This is a genomic window from Collinsella ureilytica (genome assembly GCF_019795105.1).
GTDB classification, from domain to species: Bacteria; Actinomycetota; Coriobacteriia; order Coriobacteriales; family Coriobacteriaceae; genus Collinsella; species Collinsella ureilytica.
On record NZ_JAIMFO010000004.1, the window covers coordinates 158,197 to 178,586 of the forward strand.

Here is a 20,390-nt window from a genome sequence, read left to right on the forward strand (position 1 = left end):
CGATCACTTAGCTCACAACGCCTTTTTTCAATACGATGTTTCCGTAGGGAGATTGCTCGCCAGTTGCAACAACTGCATATGCAGCCCTGCTACGCTCATAAAAATCAGCACGTGCAATGTGGCTTACCACCACTCCGCCTGCCTCCGCCTCGATAACGCGACGATAGGTTTCCCAAATTGCTGGAGGAAGATCTCCATCTACCACCTGCATAAGCACAGCGGGTGTAGCTACGTATGGGTCTAAAGGAATGAGCTGAAGAACCGCTTGTAGTAGCTCAGGCATAGCAACGCCATCGAGACGGATGAGCCTTTTTGCATTTGAAGCTGCTGGAAAGTTTGCGTCAACAAGAACAATCTCATCGCCATGACCCATCTCAGCCAAAGCTTTTAATAGATCTGGGGAGATAATGGATGGAACGCCTTTAAGCATCTTGCGTCTCCTTTTCTAGAAGATCAAAACGTTCAAGCACATCAGAGCTCATATAAACAAGAGGTACATAGCAGGTAGGCACAAAGGTGCTTAACGCTTTTGAGCGCGCTTCTTCTAGTGTTTGATATGCGCCGCAAGCAATCAGTTGGCTCAAAATATTGCCTATCGCAGTAGCCTCAACTGGCCTCGCACATATACGCCTACCTGTTGCATCTGCAACTGCCTGACAAAGAACTGGATTCTGAGAACCGCCTCCAATGAGACGAATGGAGGTCAAGGTTCGATGAGTAATGCTCTCGATTGCTTCTATGACCTTGCGGTATGTCAGCGCTAGACTGTCATATACGCAACGGAAAAGCGACCCAATTACCTGGTGAGATACATCTTCACGTGTAAAGTGCACGATTAAACCCGTTTGTTCAAGGATGCGGTTGAGTACATTCTGAGCAGTTGCAAACGCTGGATCCTCAGTATCAATAAGATATGCAAAAGGTTCTACATCAGATGCAGCCTGAGCAATTTCTTCCCAGGTAAGATTTCTTACAGCCTGTTCCATGAGTTCGCGACGTAACTGCTGAGCAATCCAAAGACCGGTGCAGTTTTTGAGCAATAAAATCGAGTCATCTGCCCCGAGCTCATTGCTCAAACCAGCCTGTTGAGCCTCAGACGTTAGTACAAGCTCGTCCAAAACCGTTCCAATGAGCGACCATGTACCACAGGAAATAAATGCATCATGAGGGTCAAGGGTAAGCGCTGCCACTGCACTAGCCGTATCGTGCCCGCATACCCGCACGACAGGCAAGCCTGCTGCCGGTAAATCGCTGCTTATGCAACCAACAGTCACGCCAGCTTTACCAATTGTTGGAAGGAGGTGCTTCTTTATTCCAAAACGATCAGCCACCATGTTTGACCATTGCACGTTTGAATTCTTAAGTATCTGTGACGTAGAGGCAATACTCGGCTCTGTACCGCAGATGCCAGTCAGACCCCAAATTAAAAGATCGGGCATAAAGAGGATTTGCTTCGCGCGATCAAGCAATTCACTCTCATCACGTTTTTGCGCGACGAGCTGAAACAACGTATTGATATCGAGTGGCTGAATACCAGTCTCCGCATAGATGTCCTCGAGCAGGCCTGCTTCAGCACACCGTGCAGCTACTCCCTGCATGCGGACACTTCGGTAATGCACTGGATTAGCAAGCAGGGAATTATCTGCACCAATGAGGCCATAGTCAACACCCCATGTATCAATGCCTACGCTTGTGAGTTCAAATCGAACCTGTGCCTGTGCTATCCCAACCTGCACTTCTTTCAGAAGATGCTCAAAGTCCCACTGCAAAGGCTGTACACCCGCGACCGGACCATTCTCAAAGCGATACACTTCTTCGAGGCGTAATACCTGATTAGCACCAAGGCTACCAACAATTGCGCGACCACCTGATGCGCCTAAATCAATTGCCAACACATGTATGTCAGATCCATCGCGAGGACTCAGATGCCCCACGATTTTGGACACGCTCCCCATCTGCATCTCCGTTTCAACGAGTGGCAAGGTGATCCGTTCGATATACAGCAAAACTCCAGGTCAAGAGCATTCACTGTAAATTGTAACCGGTTCAACTTGAATCGGTTACAGTTATATCGCAGAAAGCTTAATTGCATATGTCGAGAGAAATTCTTTACCGCCAGCGGCTAGTTTTTGTCAGCGAACGGTAATCGGGGATCAAAATGAGCGCTGTGCCCAATCTTGTATTACCTGTAAATAGCGAGATGCTTACATAGACCACGTAAAGAATCGCACATTGCCCCAGCAATCCCATGAAATATCGCAATTCAGCGTGGGAGACTGATCAAAAGGAAGGCAGCCTTCACACAAGAAGACTGCCTTCCTCACGCAACAAAAGACATGGAGCTATACGCTACTAATCGTGATACTCTCCACGATCCCATTTTGCCAAGATCTCATCAAAGAAATGCGGATTGGCTTGCGCATCTGCATCCGCCTGATTCACAGCATCAATTTTTGCCACCAATGCATCGCGCTCAGGAGTTGGCTCATAGTCGGCCTCCAAAAAAGCAAGCATGATGTCTGCCATGAGGAACTCGCCCGTGATCTTACCCCCAAACCCAACGATGTTGGCATTGAGTTCACGACGAGCATATAGAGCGCTCGTCATATCGCGCACCAGGGCACAACGAGCACCCGGAACCTTATTGACCGCATTCGTGATGCCAATGCCCGTACCACAAAGCACAACACCAAAATCAGCACGGCCACTGGCAACAGCCTCACCAACTGCTTTTCCAAAGAGCGGGTAGTGCGTGCGTGTGTGGCTATCGGTGCCGCAATCCAGCACCTCGTAACCTGCTGCTTCAAGACGATCATGCAAATAGATCTTCTCGTCGGTAACGATATGATCACAGCCAAGCGCAATAATCTTTTTGGACATAACTTCCCCTTACGCCATTGCATTGAGCATATCGACACGAACCTGATGGCGACCGGCGGCATAATCTGCCCGCAAAAACTCACGCACAATACGCTTTGCGACCTCAGCTCCAACCACCTGAGAGCCCAGACATACCAAACGCGAGTTATTATGCTCTCGTGTCATGTAGGCGCTGCGCTCATCTGAGATATTCGCAGCAACCATACCCTTCACTCGGGTAGCAACCATATAGCTGCCAACACCATACGCATCAAATGCAAAACCAAGCGAGTCCTCATGTTCAAGAAGATCATGAGCTGCAGCTACTGCCCCATCAACAAAATCAGCGGCAGGCGCTTCAGAAAGATCTACAATCTCATGACCGTCTTGGATAAGCACCTCTTTAAGGATTTCCTTCAGTGGCATGCCCTTGGCATCGGACGCAAGTACAACTCTCATATCCGCTCCTTTGCAGCAGTGTACTTTTAGGCGGTATGTAAGCAGAAACAAGTTTTCATTTCAATGGGTTCTCACGCGCGAGGCACATACACGACATCCCACAGCCCTCATGATCTCAACGTTCTATGAATCAAATTATGTTACGGTAGACGTATTGAATAACATCCTAGATAGGCGCGGGTCAGCTTATTTTTGCGCCAGATCGTGAGAGTCCTATGACGAATGTGCTTGCCAGCTCAGCTACCCTACCAGCCCGATCTGAACTCACTCAGTATTGGGACACACGATCAGAATCCTATTCCAACTATGTCCAAGATGAGCTCCATGACTGGAGACATATCGCCTGGAGAGATGCGCTTTTAAAGCGCCTCCCACCGCTTTGCAACTCAGACAAGACACATACTCCACGCATTCTTGATCTGGGCTGTGGCCCTGGCTTTTTTGAAGTCATTCTTTCATCGGAAGGTTTTGAGATTGACGCCCTCGATGGAAGTATGCCCATGCTTGCATGCGCTCAAAGAAATGTTGAGCGAGCAGGCGATATGAGCCGCACGCGATTTCATTACGGAGACGTCTCCGCTCTCCCCTTCCCTGATGCCTGCTTTGATGTTGTGATGTCGCGAAACGTAAGCTGGCTGCTCACCGATCCTAAAGCCACCTATAAAGAATGGCTCCGTGTCTTGCGCGTGGGCGGAAAGCTTCTCATTTTTGATGCCAATTGGTACGGTTACCTCGCCAATGAGTCTATGAATCAACAGCGTGCAAATGACCAGCTTGATGCCTCCGTGCTTGAGTGGAGCGACGATTCCTTTGCCAGCACTGATCAAGAAGCTCACTGTGAAGCCCTCGCACGCAGCCTGCCACTCACCTATGTTTCTCGCCCAAGCTGGGATGCAGAGATCTTGCCGCAACTCGGTTATTCCGATGTATGGATGGATGAAGGCTTTGCTCATGAGGTGTGGAACGAGGGTGAACTCGAATATTATGCAACCTCACCACTTTTTGCTATCGAAGCCACCAAGGGCATGCAAGGATAATCGCTGGGTGCATAATCCCTCGCGCGAACTGCACACTGAACGTCGGACGTGGTTGAAGCATGAGCGCTGCCGCTGCACAACCATGCCGCGCAGAACTGAGCAGGCGCGTACAAAAGCATGCCGCCAATCCCTCAGGTAGACATTGCGATAGCTCCAAAAAAGAACAGTACAAGCAGACAAGTTCGGTCACCCTAACTTGTGCAACCACTCACAGAAGAAATGAATACGGCTGGTACAAAACTTTTATTCACAGACTATACTTTAAACCCCCGTGGTGAGCCCCCAAGCCGACAAGGAGGAGCCATGAACAGGCGATCGGCAGCCGTTGAGCAAACACGCCTCAATTTACGTGAGGCGTTTTGGGAACTCTATTCAGAAAAGCCCGTTGAGAAAATTACAATCCGCGAGATTACCGATCGTGCAGGCTATAACCGTGCAACTTTTTATCTGCACTTTCGAGATGTATATGACCTGTTTGAACAAATAGAGCGCGAAATTTTGAACGAGGTTCGAGCTCTGGTAAACGAGCGCCTACTCAAAGATGATACCTTTGACCTCTCCCGCCATATGGGCTCAATCGTTCGCTTAGCGCAACACCACGAGCGCTATCTACCGCGCTTGATGGGGCCTTATGGAGACCCATCCTTCATCCAGCAAATGAAGGTTATTTTAGCACCCCTACCTGACCGCTTTATTTTGCCAGCAGAAGGCCTTTCCGACCAAGAGCGATCAGTTTTGCGGGAACTCTATCTTGCCGGACTCCTTGGAGCCATTAGTTCATGGCTTGCGCAAACCGAACGGATGCCTACCGCCGAGCTGGTGACCTTAATTGTTGCGGCACTACGCCCACGCTGCTAGATACGACACACCAATGGCCGCTCGCGCCCTTCGCTACCCTAACGTTGACGAGGCGTTGCCATCCGCAGGGTGTACCAAAGACCACTGAGAGCCCTTGCTACACCCTATCAAGCGCGATAAGGCAACTCACATCCCTTGCTACACCCTATCAAGCACAGTAGGGCAACTCGTGTACTTCTACTAACGCCTCATCAAGCGCAATCAGCTCACACCGAGGTCTGTGAAAGCCTGTATGTCTTTGCTCGCTCCTACGAGCAAAGCAGCTTGGCGATCTGTACGGCGTTCGTAGCTGCGCCCTTGCGGATCTGATCCCCACAGCACCAGAAAGAAACCCCTCGCGCTTCATCAGGGTTCGAAAGATCCCGGCGCACACGGCCAACCCAAATAAGATCCTGATCACTGGTATCAATTGGCATGGGGAAACGATCGTGAGCGTCTGCAGCTCCCAGATCATCTACAAGCTTTACCCCCGGAGCCTGATCCAAGGCTTCGCGAATCTCTTCAAGAGAGACGGCGCGCTCAAACTCAAGCGTAACGCTCTCTGAATGTGAACGAAGCACCGGCACGCGAACACAGGTGCAACTCACGCGCAACTCCGGCAAGTGCATAATCTTGCGACCCTCATCTTGCAGCTTCATCTCTTCAGAGGTATAGCCCGCATATTGCTCGCCGCCGATCTGCGGAATCAGATTGCTCACGAGCTGCGCTGCAAAGGCCTGAGGAGCGGGCATGGAATCTCCGCCAACCAAAGCCTTCATCTCCGCCTCAAGCGCTGCCATACCTGGCTCACCAGCTCCGCTCGCTGCCTGATAGGTAGACACAATCATCCGCGAAACGCCTGCAAGCTTATGCAGCGGCCAGGTTGGAACTAAACCAATGATGGTGGCACAGTTGGGATTGGCAACAATGCCTTGATGCCACGAAAGGTCGTCTGCATTAATCTCAGGAATAACAAGCGGTACCTGGGGATCCATGCGAAAAGCATGTGAGTTATCTACAGCCACCGCGCCTCGACGAACCGCTTCAGGCAAAAGCTCGCGAGCAATATCATCACCTGCTGCGCCAAGCACCAGGTCGCAACCATCAAAGGCTTCAGGCTTGGCTTCTTGAATTGCTACTTCTTTTCCCTGAAACACTACAGTTTTACCGACGCTGCGCGCACTTGCCAAAGGCCTCAGCTCACCTACTGGCACCTCTTGCTCGGCAAGGCACGCAAGCATCTGCGTACCAACCGCACCCGTTGCTCCCAAAATAGCTACCGTCAACGCTTTGTTCATGATGCCTCCTGCTCATGTAATGCTTAACTGAGCGACGCTCAAATACCCGGATGTGAAGCCGCTTCCTCGCGCCTGAGGTCAGAGAGCTCCAAGATATGATCTCCGTCAGAAAACGCGCTATAGATTGCCCGAATTGCGCGGTCAAAATCTTCATCACGCACGCCAACAATGATGTTGATCTCATCTGAGCCCTGAGCAATCATACGAATTGAAATACCCTCCTGGCCAAGAGCTGCAAACAAAGAGCCAGAAACTCCGGGCCTACCCACCATATTACGGCCGACCGTAGAAATTAATGCCAGACCATCAGCCACCTTAATTTCATCCGGGCTCACTTCAACTTTAATATCAGCCACAATCGCCCAAAGATTATCGCGAACATCTTTGCCCTGAACTACCACGGCAAATGAGTCAATACCAGAAGGAATATGCTCCACGCTCACCCGGTAGCGCTCAAAGATCGAGAGCGTCTTGCGCAAAATGCCAACTTCGTCGCACATATGATTTTTCATAACATGGATGGCAACAAAGTCGCGCTTACCGGTAATACCCGTAATGATAGGCTCGGCATCGGTGCCACTCTCGGTCTCGCTAATAATCGTACCGGGATCTTGCGGGCGGTTCGTATTTTTAATAACAATGGGAATGTCTGCATCGCGCACCGGAAAGATTGCCTCTTCATGCAGTACTGAGGCACCCATGTACGAAAGCTCACGCATCTCAGAATAGGTAATACGCGCAATGGGTTCCGGCCGCTCCACAATACGCGGATCGGCTGATAAAAAGCCTGAAACATCCGTCCAGTTTTCATACAGATCTGCTTTTAGGCACTTCGCCAAAATTGAGCCAGAAATGTCTCCGCCGCCACGATCGAGCAACTTAATCTGACCATCACGCGTAGCACCATAAAATCCGGGCAAAACAAAGCCGCCCTTTGGGGCTCGCTCACGCAACAGCTCCTCGGTGCGACTCATGGACAGACGCCCGTCATGGTGAAACACAATTACATCGGCAGCATCCAAAAATGGAAGGCCCAAATACTCAGCCATCAGCTGGGCAGTAAAGTACTCTCCGCGAGAGACTAATACCTCGGTCGGAAGCATCCCTGAGCGTGCCTGGTTTGCAAAGGTAGCAAACTCTTCACGGATGGGATAAGAAAGCCCGAGCTCATCGGCAATATCAAAGTAACGACTTCCAATATCTTCCAGCAGATCATCACAGGATACGCGATACTCAACATGGGCATTTACCAGATAGAGCAGGTCGGTAACCTTAGAGTCTCCCTTTCCCCGTCGGCCACAGGCAGACACCACGACGCGGCGACGAGCTGGATCAGAATCGATAATCGATTTGATCTTGCGGAAATGCTCGGCATCGGCAACTGAGGAGCCACCGAATTTGCTGATCTTGATCATGACGGGAAGGTTACCTTTCTCGGTCGGCCGGACATGAACGCGGCAGTTGGGATACCATGTGCACGACGCATCACTTCCGGGCGGAGGAGCAGCTCTATGGCCTCATATCATAGTACACGGTCGTCGTCTCATACCTGCTCAAGCAGGGAAGCCGTACGACAGGGTCTCGCACCAGACGGCGGACTCTATGTCAGCGATTCCTTAGGTCAGACAAAAATCGACGTCAAAGGCCTTGCGAACCGCTCATACACAGACCTTGCTCGCGAAATTATTGCTTTGTTGCTACCTGATTACACAGCGGATGAAATTGCTGCATGTGTGGATGAAGCCTATACGAATACCTTCTCAAGTCCCGAGCTCACGCCAATTCATCGCGTGGGTGAGTTGGCCGATAGTGAGGCGCCGCTATACTCTCTTGAACTGTTCCACGGCTCCACCAGCGCCTTCAAAGATGTTGCCCTACAGATGCTTCCTCGCTTAATGGCGCGTACTACTCCTGTTCCTGCCAAGACGGTACCGGGCGACATGCCAGAGCAGCGCTCATCCGAAGCTCCGACTGAGCGCATTATGATCGTAACTGCCACCTCGGGAGATACCGGAAAAGCAGCGCTTGCCGGTTTTGCTGATGCTCCTGGCACCGGAATTTGCGTCTTTTATCCCGAAGGTAAGGTAAGTCGCGTTCAAGAGTTGCAAATGACCACGCAACAAGGCTCGAATGTAGCGGTCTCTGCCGTGCGCGGCACCTTTGATGATGCCCAAAGTGCCGTTAAGGCCATCTTTGCCGATACCGAGCTTGCCGAGCGCTTGCGCGCAGAAAACATTGTGCTATCGAGCGCGAACTCGATCAATATAGGTCGCTTGGTACCTCAGGTTGTCTACTACTTTGCCGCCTATGCCCAACTGGTACGAGCAGAAGCAATTAAGCCAGGAGATGCGGTTGAGTTCTGCGTTCCTACCGGCAATTTTGGTGATATTTTGGCAGGCTACTATGCGCGTGAGCTTGGCCTTCCTATCTCGCAACTCATCGTAGCGAGCGATCGCAACAATGTCTTGGCAGATTTTTTAGCAACGGGCACCTACGATCGTCGGCGTCCCTTTTTTACCACCAGCTCTCCCAGTATGGATATCCTCATCTCCTCAAATTTGGAACGCATGCTCTATTACCTCTCAGATAACAACTGTGAGCTTGTAGCAGACCTGATGGCAAAGCTGCAACATGACGGCGTCTATGCGATTCCAGAAGAGCTTTTGGTAAAAATTCGCTCAATTTTTTCTGGTGGCTGGGCAAGCGAAGAAGAGGTTGCACACGCAATTCGTGATTGCTATGAGCGCTTTGGCTATTTGATTGATCCGCATACTGCCTGTGCCTACCACGTACTCACCCAAACTCAGGCTAACCAGTCAAGCCGCGCACGCATCATGCTTGCAACCGCGAGCCCATATAAATTTCCACGCGCAGTAGCTGCGGCTCTTGGTCTGCATGTTTCTGAAGATGATTTTGAGTGCATGAAGGCCGTTGCCGCCAAAACAGGCACCGAAGCTCCTAAGGCCTTAGCTGAGCTTGCCACAGAGACTCCACGTTTTCACGATGTGCAAGATATCGACCAGCTTGGAGCCTATGTTGAGCAGGCTGCACGGATGCTGGATGCATAAAGGAGCCCTATGATTCGCATCTCTGTTCCTGCTACCAGCGCAAACCTCGGTATTGGGTACGACACCCTAGGCATGGCTGTTTCGCTACACGCTCGATTTAGCTTCGAGCGCGCAGATGTCCTCACGATTGAGGGCTGCCCTCAGGCCTTTCAAAACGAAAACAACCTGGTATATACCTCATTTGTGCAAGCACTCACCGGCTGGGGCATTGAACCCTTTCCTGTACGCATTGCTATCGACACCGATGTTCCCGTTGCGCGCGGCTTAGGCTCAAGCTCTACCTGCGTCGTTGCTGGCATCATGGCGGCCGCAGCTCTGGCAGACCGCCCCGTAACGCGCGAGGAACTCGTAGCAGTTGCAACAAAGATGGAAGGGCATCCCGATAATGTAGCGCCCGCTATTTTGGGAGGCGCGGTTTGCTCGTTCACGCCCGAAGGAGCACTACCCCGCTGTCTGCACTACGATGTAAGCGATCGCCTGCGCTTTGTGACGATCATTCCGCCTTATGAAGTGCATACAAGCGATGCACGCCGCGTTGTTCCACAAGAAATTCCGCTCTCCTCTGCTATTTGGCAGATGGGCAGAATTGCTGGAATGACACGCGGACTAGAAACGGGTGACGTTGATCTACTCGCCGCAGCAAATGATGACCGCTTGCAAGAGCCCTATCGCCGTCGTCTCATTCCCGACTACGATGAGATCCGCAAGGTTTGCCTTGAGGCTGGTGCGGCAACGCTTTGGATTTCTGGCTCGGGATCCACCATCATGGCAGTTACTGACGACACCATTGTGGCTCGCTTTTTGCAGGTACGCTTGCGCGAGCACCTACCTGCCTGCAAAAGCCTCATCCTGACCTGCGATACCGACGGAGCGCAGATCGAATACGTGTAATACCACCTGCTCTTATGAACAGCTGTGATTGAGAGGTTAGAAATGTTCGCGAAGTCCACCATTGCCATTCTTGGTGCTCTTGAAAAAGAGGTGCGCTACATTGCCCAAGCAATTAAGGGAGCAGCGGTCGAATCGCTTGGAGGACTCACGGTATTTTCCGGCACCTATCAGGGCTTTTATGTGGTCACCACCGTTGCTGGCATGGGAACCGTCAATGCTGCCGCAGCTGCGCAGCTCCTCATCAGTACCTATGGAGCCGATGCGCTTATTTTCACAGGCATTGCGGGAGGGCTTAATCCAGCGCTGCATAGTAATGATATTGTCATTGGTAAACGCTTGCGCTATACCGATACCGACACCGCGCTCATTGCAGAATCTGCCCCCGGTCTCGAAGAATTTGCAAGCACAGACTACCTCGTAGATTTAGCAGAAGAAGTCTTGCTCGCAAACGGCTACGTGGATGCAGGTCTTTCCGCAGAACAAGCGGGGTCGATAAGCCCTGGGCAAGCAGCAGATGCATCGCCATCTCGAAGCGCCAATCACGCTTCAGAACCCAAGCACTACCTCAAAGGGACCATCGCAACGGGTAACCGCTTTATCACCGGTGCTGATGCGCGAGCAGCTCTCATTCAAGCAACACAGGCAGACTGTGCTGAAATGGAAGGGGCAGCCATAGCTCATATAGCTGCAAAGAATGGGATTGATTGCCTGGTACTCCGTGCCATCTCAGATAATTGTGATGAAGCCTATGATGCCCTCTCAGCTCGCTCATTTGACCTTAACAGCTATGCACGCACGGCAAGTGAAATTGTTCTTGCTATGATTCGTCGTCTTCATGTTCCGCTTGGCATGAATACCTTTCCTAAATAGCGCGCTGTACATGCAGGCACACCGAGGCGTAGCAGCCACATGATCGTAAAGATACGTGTACATGCCCAACTCAATAGTAAAAAGCGAGAAACAATCTTCTGTAAAATAGCTAGGCACAAACAACCGGGAGCTCAGCTACACCGCAGATTCCTCAGCGGTGATCATGTCTCAATTCCTAGAAACCAGCCGTTAAACGTTTTGCAACGCGATCCCGGAATCGTTCGGACTCAGCATGAGCCTCAATATCAAAGGCACAAAACACAGCGTCAATTCCTTCAAGCTGTACGCGGTTTGCCGCATCAAGCTCATCGTCTGCAATTACAACGTGGGCTTTATCAACCCCGGCTAGCTCAAGTCTCAGCAGAAGATCCTTGGCATAGCAGCCATGAATAATCACTTGCTTAATGTCATCATCAAGCAGATGGTCAAAATCAACCTGATAAATCCAGCCTGGAAACTCCGTTGTCCGAGCGTTTTCATCAAGGCCAAAAAATGCCACAAAAATGACGACAGCCTTTGATCCAGGCTCAGATCGAATGGTGCGCAAGGCGGTAGATACAGCCGTGCTATTCCATCCCTTTGAGGCCAAATTTACAAGACGTGTACCAGCGACTGTTTGCTCACTGTAGCGCGCAGAGGTGATAGCGACCTGATCAGAAGCGAGGATCTTCTCAAGTTGAGCACCGGGTATCCCCAGCTCTCGTGCAGCAGTAATCGCGGCCAGCAAATTATACAAATTGGCAATCGAATACGTTTTGATCCGATAGGTATACTCAGGCACCTTCCCCTGATTGTCGGCATGACAGATCTCAGCCACCACAAACTCATTGACATCACGGTCAACGCGCGTGACCAAATAGTCTGGCGCGGGATTGTGAAACCCGCAGCGACTACACGATGCACGACCCAGGTGGCGCAAGTGGCACCATTCATATTCGAGGGCACCGCCACATTCCGGGCATGCCGCCAAATCGCACACAATGCCTTCAGCCTCTTCTAAAGATTCCGGCAACTGTCCAATAGAAAAGAAGGTTTTACGATTTGCATCAGTGCCTAAACGACACGTTATCAGGTCATCTGCATTCAAGATCAGATGCATATTCGGCTGAATCGCATCCTGTATAACGCCATAAATATAGTCAGGATTCGCATTTCGCATAAAGCTATCGCGGTACAGATTGGTGACCACCAAAAACTCGGGAGCAAGCGGCGGCAGCACCAAGCGGCACGAAAGTTCATCGAGCTCAAAGGAGGCAAGCTCTGAGCGCATCGACCCGTTGAGACGGGCATCGCCTAATAAAGAGGTGCCAATTCCGGTCAGCAAGTTGCTACCAGAGCGATTCATAATTGGGCGTTTACCTGCTGCGATTAAAATATCGTCAAGCAAATTCGTTGTGGTAGTTTTCCCGTTTGTGCCCGTCACGCAGACCGTCGTTTGAGCCTTACCAATTCTCGATAGAAAGTCTGGACAAATACGCTCAGCCACACTTCCCGGGAATTGACTTGCCGATCTACCCATAAGGCGAAGCACTGCCGAGACAAGCTTTGCTGCCAGAAGGGCGAGAAAGAACCGAAGGCTTCGTGGCAGTTGGCCAGCATCTGGCGTATCAGGACGTCTCATAGAACAACAACCCTTTGCGTCAATAGAAACACATCGCCCGCGTCAATCGAGCGTGAACGACGTGCTGGATACAGAGCTTGCAAGGACATCTCATCAAAACACAATTCCGGGCTGAGAAAAGACACGAACACGCTCACGATAGGCGTCTTGTATAACCTCTTCGTATGCAAGCGGCACCGATGTGGCATCCATCCAGTCAAGAAGTGAGCGAACCAAATAAGGATTGAGCGGAAGTATAGGACCCAGCATCCAGGTTCCCAAGAGATGATTTTTGCGCACTCCCTCATACACGCTCCCCTCGCTTAATCCAAATCCCTGGTCAAGCGTGCAAAATGGAGCAAGCTTGCCCCGAGCCACTACTTGTGTGAACTGAATCTTAAATCCCACGACCGTATATGGATCCGCACCATCGCCTGGATCAAAGGTTCCTGAACAAGCGCAGGTATAACGCGTTGGCATATTGTTATGTGTGATGAAATCAAATAGTCCCAAGCCAACGTGGCCTTGGCCTTGAGGTGTAACAATCATCGAGCCCAATAGTTCAGCTGCGTTACCGGTAAAGAGCATCGGCAAACCACGATCGGCGAGCGTATCTAAGCGATCGCGATACGGCATAAGGGCTTCAAGTGACTGCACCTGCTGGCGCTCGGTCATATTGCCCATCAAAATCAGTGAAATATCGTCGCGCTGAGCAAAGGCAGGCTCAGATCCATAAGCAGTCTCGACGATCTCAGCATCCGGCAGACACGCCTTAAGATACATAAGATTACCGTTATCCCCTGCTTGATTTCCAAACTCAGGATAGAGCGTCTCGATTGTAATTCGCTGACCTCCCACAGGTACCCCGATCTGTTTGCTCCTTCAGGCACTACAACTGTACCTCAAGTGAGCAGATGCGGTTACACAACGCTGCTTACTTAGTTTCTATGTCAATACTATAGTGAATATGCTATACTTTTGGCATGTCAAAGATTGATAACATATATGCAGCTGTTGATGATTTTGGGCTTGTCACCTCAGAAGAGGCAAGTCAGCTCGGTATGTCTCGAGCAGAGCTTGTTCAACAAGCTCATATGGGCAAACTTGTAAGAGTGGCACGCGGTGTTTACCGTATGCCAGTTTGGCCATCCCAAGCACAAGCACCCTATGCCATTGCTGTAAAGTCCGCTGGAAAAGATGCATTTCTCTATGGAGAGTCTGTCGTTGCCCTCTTAGAACTTGCACCAACAAATCCATCAAAAATTTGGCTTGCTTCTTCAAAGCGCTGCCGTCGCAACCTTGGCCAAGGAGTGAGCGTGAGGCAAATCAGCAACGTTGACCCTGTGCTGATAGAGGGAATTCCATGCCAGCCCATCATGCATGCCATTCTTGCTGCAGCGCAAACCATGGGTGTAAAACGAGCTGTTGCTGCAGCTCAAGAAGCACTCAAAAAGGGCTATATCACGCCCTGTGAAGCAACGCGCATAGAACAGGAGCTACTCCCATGAAGCGGCCAAACAGCCTACGGCACCTTGACGATGCAATACGACGACTCAGCAAAGGCAATCCACAGCGCTATATTCATATTCGTACAATCCTAGCGAATGCTATCGTTGCAAATCTATTACCAGACGGAGTAATAAAGGGTGGCAGCGCCCTTAAAATGCGCTTCGGTGATGCTGATACAAGATTTACCACTGATGTAGACACTGCTACAGCCACTGTCCCTTCACGTTATATTGCTCGCCTCAATGAGGCGTTAAGCTCAGGGTGGGAAGGCTTTACCGGCCGAGTCGTACCAAAAGAACCAGCAGCTCCCAAGGGCATCCCACAACCATATGTAATGCTGCCTTACGATATCAAGCTTTCATACCTCGGAAAGTCATGGTGCACCGTTCCCTTAGAAGTGGGACACAATGAAATTGGTGACACAGATGCAGTTGACTGGGTTTATCTCGAAGATGCTACAGAGCTATTCAGATCTATAGGATTTCCCTCACCTGGCAAAGCTCCTCTTATGTTACTTGACCACCAAATCGCCCAGAAAATCCATGCTATTTCAGGCTCAGACGAACGGGTGAGAGATCTTATAGATTTACAGCTCATCTGTACACGAGCTGATGTTGACCTCATGCAGGTAAGAAAAACTTGTGAAAGACTTTTTGCTTATAGACAAGCTCAATCGTGGCCTCCAACAATTATCAAACAGCAAGGATGGATCGAGCTCTATCAAGAGCTCGCGCGTGATTTGCCAGTCGTTCAAAACATCGATCAGGCTATCGAATGGATCAACAGCCTGATTGAAAGCATCCAGCATGCACAATGAGCATCTTCTCCATTTGCTCAATTTCATGCAATGACCTGGCTCTACTTATGTGCTACCGCTCTTTCAAAAAGAGCAAGTCACTGGCTCAACCTTGCAACGTCGGTCTGATCGAAGACACCCATGGATTTACAGCACAGGCGCTGCAACACAGGGGCTACAGCGCATAGGAGTTACAGCACATAGAAGCAACAACGCATAGACGCTACAGCGTATGAGCTATGCGCGCTTGAAGAATGCAAGAGCGATGGCACCCGGCCCCACATGCGTGCCAATCGTTGCACCAACGCGTGTGATCGGCAGCTGATCACGAGGAGCAGCGTCTTCCCACAGCGCGCGGGAGTCATCAATATACTTTTGCAGCAAGCGATCAGTAAGGCCTGCGTAGCCCAAGCACAGCGGCATGGAGAAATCAACGCCACCAGCTGCTTCAATCTCACGATTCAGCAAGTTCTTACCATTTTTGGAGCCACGAGCTTTTCCGAGGAGTGCTACCTCACCATCACGAATCGTAATGACTGGCTTAATAGAAAAGAGCTCGCCAATTACTGCAGCAGCGGCAGGAACACGGCCACCACGACGGAGATATTCCAGCGTATCCAGCAGACCAATCACACAAACATCCGCGCGGCGATTCTCAATTTCACGCACGATCTCAGAAGCTTTCCATCCTTCATGAGCAAGGCGCAAGGCATACTCCACAAGCACACGCTCGCCTACGGTTGCAGACATCGTATCAACAACGTAAATGCCCGCTTGCTCGCCACCGGCCTCAGCAGCTGCACTCACTGCACTTTGATTCGTGCCAGAAAGCTTGGCAGAGATCGTAAGAATAACAATCTCATCAGCGCCTGCGGCATGTGCCTGCTCAATTGCCTCCGTATACGCATACGGGTTGACCTGGCCAGTTGTTGGAAGCTCATCACTTTCAATGAGCATCTCAAAAAAGCGCTCCTTGGAAATATCTACGCCATCTCGATAGATATCTTCTCCAAAAGCAACCGTGAGCGGAAGTACGGTTAAACGTGAATCAGCGTCAGCAGAAATATCAGCAGCAGAATCAGCAATGATGTGTACGGTCATGATCCCCCTATCGGAGTGAAATAAGTTGGGGGTCATAATACATTGGAATGTAGCTTATAGCGATAGAATCTTTAAAATACCTCAAGATGTAACCTTTGCTGGAAAGCAGAACGCCTGAAGCCGCTGAGTTCCCGGTATGAAAAGCCCTGAACCTTCACCAAAAGCTTCTTTGCTCCCTTTGCTCGCTTCCGGTTCATCTCATCTTGATCTGAAGCTCTTGAGTACATCCTTCGCTACTTTCCACATACAGATCCCTATTTCCCCTCATAGCTCGTCACTCCGCTCAGGGAATCTTTTCAAAAGCGCCACGCACCTCTCACATCCACACGCACCTCCTCATCCATACAGCGTCTGAGGTGTCAGTTACAATGGGGCAGATCAAAGATGTTTGGAGACTCACTGTGAACCGAGAGACCCCTCAAAAGCTCACGGGCATATTGCGCAACGTTCGTGAACGCTTCAGCAAACGGAGCGCATCGAATACCGCCGCCTCAAAACGCGCGAACCATACCAACGAACCCGATCGTTTCCAATCCCGCGAAAACACACTATCGCCCTTTTCTTCACGAGCCAACCAGCGAAGGCAGACGAGCAAATCCGCCCGATTCACCCAACAGGGCAAGCCTACTCGAGCTGGCCGTGAATCGATTGTTGCTCGAATCATCAACGCGTGGTGGACACGACTGTTGCAGTCAATTTATCATGGCTCGCTCTCAGAACAAGAAGCCGAATACGCTGAGCATGAGACGAGCCGAGACTACCTTTGGAATACGATTGGCACCATGATTTGGGGATTTTCCTTCCCCATCTTAACCATCATTGCTGTACAGCTCGCCGGTGTTGAGCAGGCAGGTCGCTTCTCAATGGCCTTTGTTACCGGCACCCTACTCATGATCGCCGCCAACTATGGCGTTCGTACCTTTCAGGTATCTGACCTTGATGAGCGTGCATCGTTTGCGTCCTATCAAATAAATCGCATCATCACATCCGTTGGAGCAATCCTTCTTGGCCTTTTGTACTGCAGCCTTCGCGGATACGATCCAGCCATGACAAGCATGTCGCTTGGTGTGTATATCTACAAAGTGATTGACGGTCTCGCTGACGTATATGAAGGCAGGCTCCAACAAGCAGATAAGCTCTATCTTGCCGGTGTGAGCCAAGCACTCCGCTCCGCTGCGGCAGTCATTCTTTTTGCCCTCGTACTCCTCATTACCCGAAGTCTTATGCTGGCATCTGCCGCCATGGCACTTGCTGCAGCGGGCACGCTCATAGTAGTTACCATTCCCCTTGCGTTTTTTGAAACAGAAAAGTCTCGACGTGCTGAGCTCAGCGAAGTTTCTTCCTTACTGGTGCAGTGTGCCCCACTTGCAGCTGGTCTCTTCTTGTTTAATCTCATTGAAACCATGCCAAAGATCGTTATGGAAGGAGCCTTGCCCTACGATAGCCAGCTCTACTTCAATGCGATGTTCTTTCCTGCTCAAGGTATTTTGATCGCTGTAGGCTTTATCTATCGACCGCAACTTCTGCGTTTGGCGAGCATCTGGGGCAATCCTCGACGCAGACGGCGATTTGATCTGATTGTCTTAGCTATGCTGGGACTCATTTTGGTCATCACCGGATTCATGGCAGTTGTGATGGGTAGCGTAGGCGTTGGTTTTCTCAGCATGGTATATGGTCTAGATTTCGAGAGATACAAAGATCTTGCGATCCTTATGGTCTGCGCAGGCGGCATCACCGCAGCCATTGATTTTCTCTATGCGATTCTCACGGTGCTCAGGCGCGCTGGCGATGTCATGCGCATATATCTCATTGCTTTTGCTGCCTCCTTTGTGCTTCCGCTCATTTTGATTCATATACTTGGTCTTGCTGGAGCAGTGATGAGTTATCTAGCAGTCATGGGGCTTTTACTGGGATTATTACTCGTGGACTATGTACGAATCAGGCAAGCCATCACGCGCGAACGCAATCCCTTTAGCCCCGAGCGGAACCTCTAGCTCAGAAGGGAAATATGCCAGCTTGTATATGGGCGGACTGACTTCATTGCAGACGTAATCATCCGGGGCACTGATCGACCCCGGATAGCTTCTTCATCCCCAGCCGCCGAGCCGTACCAAACGTTAGATGCATAAGCGATCTTTTCCGCTTTTGCCTATTCCCCCTCAGCAACCGGGGCATACCAAACCCGATGATCTTCAAGGCGCATGACCGCAACCTGACCAAAGGGATAACCCGCAGCCGCCGAGGCATCAATATCTATACGATCTGCAATGCCGCCCGTATCTTGGCAAGCACCTACCTCAATGATCTGAGCATGCTCCTGCACATCAAGGACAGAGCCTGCCATACACGAGGCAAAACCTGCAAGCAGCACCGTTGGTGTATGTCCAGCAACTACAACAGGCCCTCTGCCATGGGAATCAACAAGACCGGTCGGCTGACTCCAAAAATCCTCACGGATCCACAAAAGATCAAAGGGATCTTGGGCAGCCATCATCTCGTACAAAACGGAGTGAGTCAGCTCGGAGCTGCTCGAGGTCGAGACGCCAGCGTGTTTGAGATATGCCCGAGCGCGAGCAGCATGAATGCCTGCATGCGCCAACACATATGTTCGCAAAGCCTCTCCAGGCTGGACTGAATGCTCACGACCCCAATGCCGTACCGGGCAGGAGAAGACATCGTTCACCTCAACAACTGCAAAGAGCGGCAGGTTTCCAACCCAATCAATAAGCTCAATAAGCTCTGTTCGATCTAAGCGATCGAGCGCCTGTGAGGTCGTCCATCCCCCATTTGCTTCCCAGGTAAAACGAGCCTCAGCATCACCTGAAAACAGGGCGTCTAGCATCATCTGTTCATGATTACCCAAAAGCACCTGAGCCCCAGGCAAGTCTTTGGCAAATGAGAGAGCAGCCACTGGATCTGGCCCTCGGTCAATTAAATCGCCCATGATAATAATGCGATCGTGATCTCCCGGCCCTGCGAGTGCCAACGCGGCGTCAAGAGCACGCAGATGCCCATGGGCATCTGAAGTAACATATGTTGCCATGAGCCCCCTTTCCGCAGCCGGCAAAGGTTCAAGTTTCACTTCAAGTTTAACCCTATGATCCCCCGGATGCATGTCCTGAGCCATAAGAGCATGAAGGGCACACGCTCTATGGCGTACAATGGCACAACGCTCACACAACACGAGAGGGATTGCATATGAAAAAGAAGATCTCGCTTATTGGCTGTGGAAATATGGGTTCTGCAATGATTCGAGGGATTGTACGAGCCGGTATCACCGACCCCTCACTCATTATGCTCTCTGATGCCTCTCTGGTCTCTGCAGAGCGCTTAGCCAGCGAACTGGGTGGGCACGGCACAGCAGACAATACGCTGGCCGTACGCGATGCCGACATTATTATCTTAGCCGTAAAGCCGCAGGTCTTGGATCAGGTGGTAGCACCTCTGGCCTCTGCTATCCCCGATCATGCGCTGGTGATCTCTGTGGCAGCTGGTATCTCACTTGCCCATCTGGAAAATCTGTTAGGAAGCCATCACAAAATCGTGCGCGTTATGCCGAATCTTCCCGCCATGGTAGGGGCGGGCATGAGCGCATATTCTCCGAATCCCCAAGTGAATTCGGATGAACTTGAGGTGACAAAAACCTTGCTTCAAAGCTTTGGAGAAGCAGACATAGTAGATGAAAGTTTGATGGATGCTGTTGCAGCAGTATCGGGATCAGGCCCTGCCTATCTCTGTCTATTCATCGAAGCACTGGCAGATGCTGCTGTGCGCGAAGGCATGAGCCGCAAGATGGCCTATGCCTTTACTGAACAGATGGTCTTGGGAACCGCAGCCTATCTTCGCCAAACAAAAACACATCCAGCAGAGCTCAAAGACCTTGTATCCTCCCCTGCCGGAACCACCATTGCTGCTGTAGAGGCGCTTGAGGCTCATGGCATGCGCTCTGCCGTTATGGCTGCCGTACACGCCTGTGCCCAGCGGAGCCGCGAGCTTGGCTAAAACGAAAAAAGCGAGAGTAGCGAGTGCGTGGCGAGGCCATTGCCCAGCCCCATACCATTGCCC

General features: G+C 50.9%; 19 protein-coding genes. 9 read left to right on the forward strand and 10 right to left on the reverse strand.

Annotated features, from left to right (window positions below):
- Nucleotides 1–7: 7 nt before the first annotated feature.
- The 4 genes from fucU to lacA form a co-directional block, all read right to left on the reverse strand.
- On the reverse strand, nt 8–430 hold the full coding sequence (gene fucU / locus K6V98_RS00820; protein ID WP_222198631.1) for an L-fucose mutarotase: 423 nt from the start codon (nt 428–430) through the stop codon (nt 8–10).
- Entirely contained in the window at nt 423–1,955 is a 1,533-nt protein-coding gene (locus tag K6V98_RS00825) for a rhamnulokinase (RefSeq protein ID WP_222198632.1), read from the reverse strand. Before K6V98_RS00825 ends, fucU begins: the two co-directional genes overlap by 8 nt.
- A 397-nt stretch (nt 1,956–2,352) precedes the next feature.
- Entirely contained in the window at nt 2,353–2,880 is a 528-nt protein-coding gene (gene lacB, locus K6V98_RS00830) for a galactose-6-phosphate isomerase subunit LacB (protein WP_222198633.1), read from the reverse strand.
- 9 nt (nt 2,881–2,889) lie between these two features.
- On the reverse strand, nt 2,890–3,318 hold the full coding sequence (gene lacA, locus K6V98_RS00835; protein ID WP_222198634.1) for a galactose-6-phosphate isomerase subunit LacA: 429 nt from the start codon (nt 3,316–3,318) through the stop codon (nt 2,890–2,892).
- A gap of 215 nt (nt 3,319–3,533) precedes the next feature.
- Between lacA and K6V98_RS00840 the strand changes: the two genes are divergently transcribed.
- Together K6V98_RS00840 and K6V98_RS00845 are read left to right on the forward strand one after the other, a co-directional pair.
- Nucleotides 3,534–4,355 carry a class I SAM-dependent methyltransferase gene (locus K6V98_RS00840; protein ID WP_222198635.1) on the forward strand — a complete coding sequence of 274 codons (822 nt, stop codon included), beginning with the start codon at nt 3,534–3,536 and terminating at the stop codon, nt 4,353–4,355.
- Nucleotides 4,356–4,658: 303 nt separating this feature from the next.
- Nucleotides 4,659–5,213, forward strand: coding sequence for a TetR/AcrR family transcriptional regulator (locus tag K6V98_RS00845; RefSeq protein ID WP_222198636.1), 555 nt, complete (start codon nt 4,659–4,661; stop codon nt 5,211–5,213).
- 248 nt (nt 5,214–5,461) lie between these two features.
- Here K6V98_RS00845 and K6V98_RS00850 read toward each other — a convergent pair whose 3' ends face one another.
- Both K6V98_RS00850 and K6V98_RS00855 read right to left on the reverse strand, forming a co-directional pair.
- Nucleotides 5,462–6,490, reverse strand: coding sequence for an aspartate-semialdehyde dehydrogenase (locus K6V98_RS00850; RefSeq protein ID WP_222198637.1), 1,029 nt, complete (start codon nt 6,488–6,490; stop codon nt 5,462–5,464).
- 38 nt (nt 6,491–6,528) lie between these two features.
- Nucleotides 6,529–7,905, reverse strand: a complete 1,377-nt coding sequence (locus tag K6V98_RS00855; protein WP_222198638.1) for an aspartate kinase — start codon at nt 7,903–7,905, stop codon at nt 6,529–6,531.
- A gap of 96 nt (nt 7,906–8,001) precedes the next feature.
- Here K6V98_RS00855 and thrC point away from each other — a divergent pair, with 96 nt between their 5' ends.
- Genes thrC through K6V98_RS00870 form a run of 3 tightly spaced genes read left to right on the forward strand, consistent with a single transcriptional unit; the run spans nt 8,002 to nt 11,319 of the window.
- The gene (gene thrC, locus K6V98_RS00860) at nt 8,002–9,558 is read left to right on the forward strand and encodes a threonine synthase (RefSeq protein WP_222198639.1); all 1,557 of its coding nucleotides are present in this window, start codon (nt 8,002–8,004) and stop codon (nt 9,556–9,558) included.
- A gap of 9 nt (nt 9,559–9,567) precedes the next feature.
- The gene (thrB, locus tag K6V98_RS00865; RefSeq protein WP_222198640.1) at nt 9,568–10,449 is read left to right on the forward strand and encodes a homoserine kinase; all 882 of its coding nucleotides are present in this window, start codon (nt 9,568–9,570) and stop codon (nt 10,447–10,449) included.
- A gap of 42 nt (nt 10,450–10,491) precedes the next feature.
- Entirely contained in the window at nt 10,492–11,319 is an 828-nt protein-coding gene (locus K6V98_RS00870) for a 5'-methylthioadenosine/S-adenosylhomocysteine nucleosidase (RefSeq protein ID WP_222198641.1), read from the forward strand.
- 175 nt (nt 11,320–11,494) lie between these two features.
- Here the strand turns inward: K6V98_RS00870 and K6V98_RS00875 are convergent, their stop codons facing one another.
- Both K6V98_RS00875 and K6V98_RS00880 read right to left on the reverse strand, forming a co-directional pair.
- Nucleotides 11,495–12,940, reverse strand: coding sequence for a MurT ligase domain-containing protein (locus K6V98_RS00875; RefSeq protein ID WP_222198642.1), 1,446 nt, complete (start codon nt 12,938–12,940; stop codon nt 11,495–11,497).
- A gap of 93 nt (nt 12,941–13,033) precedes the next feature.
- A complete protein-coding gene (locus K6V98_RS00880; RefSeq protein WP_222198643.1) occupies nt 13,034–13,777 on the reverse strand; it encodes a glutamine amidotransferase in 744 nt (247 codons plus the stop codon).
- A gap of 125 nt (nt 13,778–13,902) precedes the next feature.
- On the opposite strand from K6V98_RS00880, the gene K6V98_RS00885 reads away from it, so the two are divergent.
- Together K6V98_RS00885 and K6V98_RS00890 are read left to right on the forward strand one after the other, a co-directional pair.
- A complete protein-coding gene (locus K6V98_RS00885) occupies nt 13,903–14,427 on the forward strand; it encodes a type IV toxin-antitoxin system AbiEi family antitoxin domain-containing protein (protein ID WP_222198644.1) in 525 nt (174 codons plus the stop codon).
- Nucleotides 14,424–15,245, forward strand: coding sequence for a nucleotidyl transferase AbiEii/AbiGii toxin family protein (locus K6V98_RS00890; RefSeq protein ID WP_222198645.1), 822 nt, complete (start codon nt 14,424–14,426; stop codon nt 15,243–15,245). The genes K6V98_RS00885 and K6V98_RS00890 overlap by 4 nt, the downstream gene beginning before the upstream one ends.
- 216 nt (nt 15,246–15,461) lie before the next feature.
- Here K6V98_RS00890 and K6V98_RS00895 read toward each other — a convergent pair whose 3' ends face one another.
- The gene (locus tag K6V98_RS00895) at nt 15,462–16,325 is read right to left on the reverse strand and encodes a DegV family protein (RefSeq protein WP_222198646.1); all 864 of its coding nucleotides are present in this window, start codon (nt 16,323–16,325) and stop codon (nt 15,462–15,464) included.
- A gap of 368 nt (nt 16,326–16,693) precedes the next feature.
- Here K6V98_RS00895 and K6V98_RS00900 point away from each other — a divergent pair, with 368 nt between their 5' ends.
- Nucleotides 16,694–18,319 carry a lipopolysaccharide biosynthesis protein gene (locus K6V98_RS00900; RefSeq protein WP_306792640.1) on the forward strand — a complete coding sequence of 542 codons (1,626 nt, stop codon included), beginning with the start codon at nt 16,694–16,696 and terminating at the stop codon, nt 18,317–18,319.
- 155 nt (nt 18,320–18,474) lie between these two features.
- Here the strand turns inward: K6V98_RS00900 and K6V98_RS00905 are convergent, their stop codons facing one another.
- A complete protein-coding gene (locus tag K6V98_RS00905; protein WP_222198647.1) occupies nt 18,475–19,368 on the reverse strand; it encodes a metallophosphoesterase in 894 nt (297 codons plus the stop codon).
- A 155-nt stretch (nt 19,369–19,523) separates the two neighbouring features.
- Here K6V98_RS00905 and proC point away from each other — a divergent pair, with 155 nt between their 5' ends.
- Nucleotides 19,524–20,327 (forward strand): pyrroline-5-carboxylate reductase, encoded by an 804-nt coding sequence (gene proC / locus K6V98_RS00910; protein ID WP_222198648.1) that lies wholly within the window; start codon nt 19,524–19,526, stop codon nt 20,325–20,327.
- Nucleotides 20,328–20,390 lie beyond the last annotated feature (63 nt).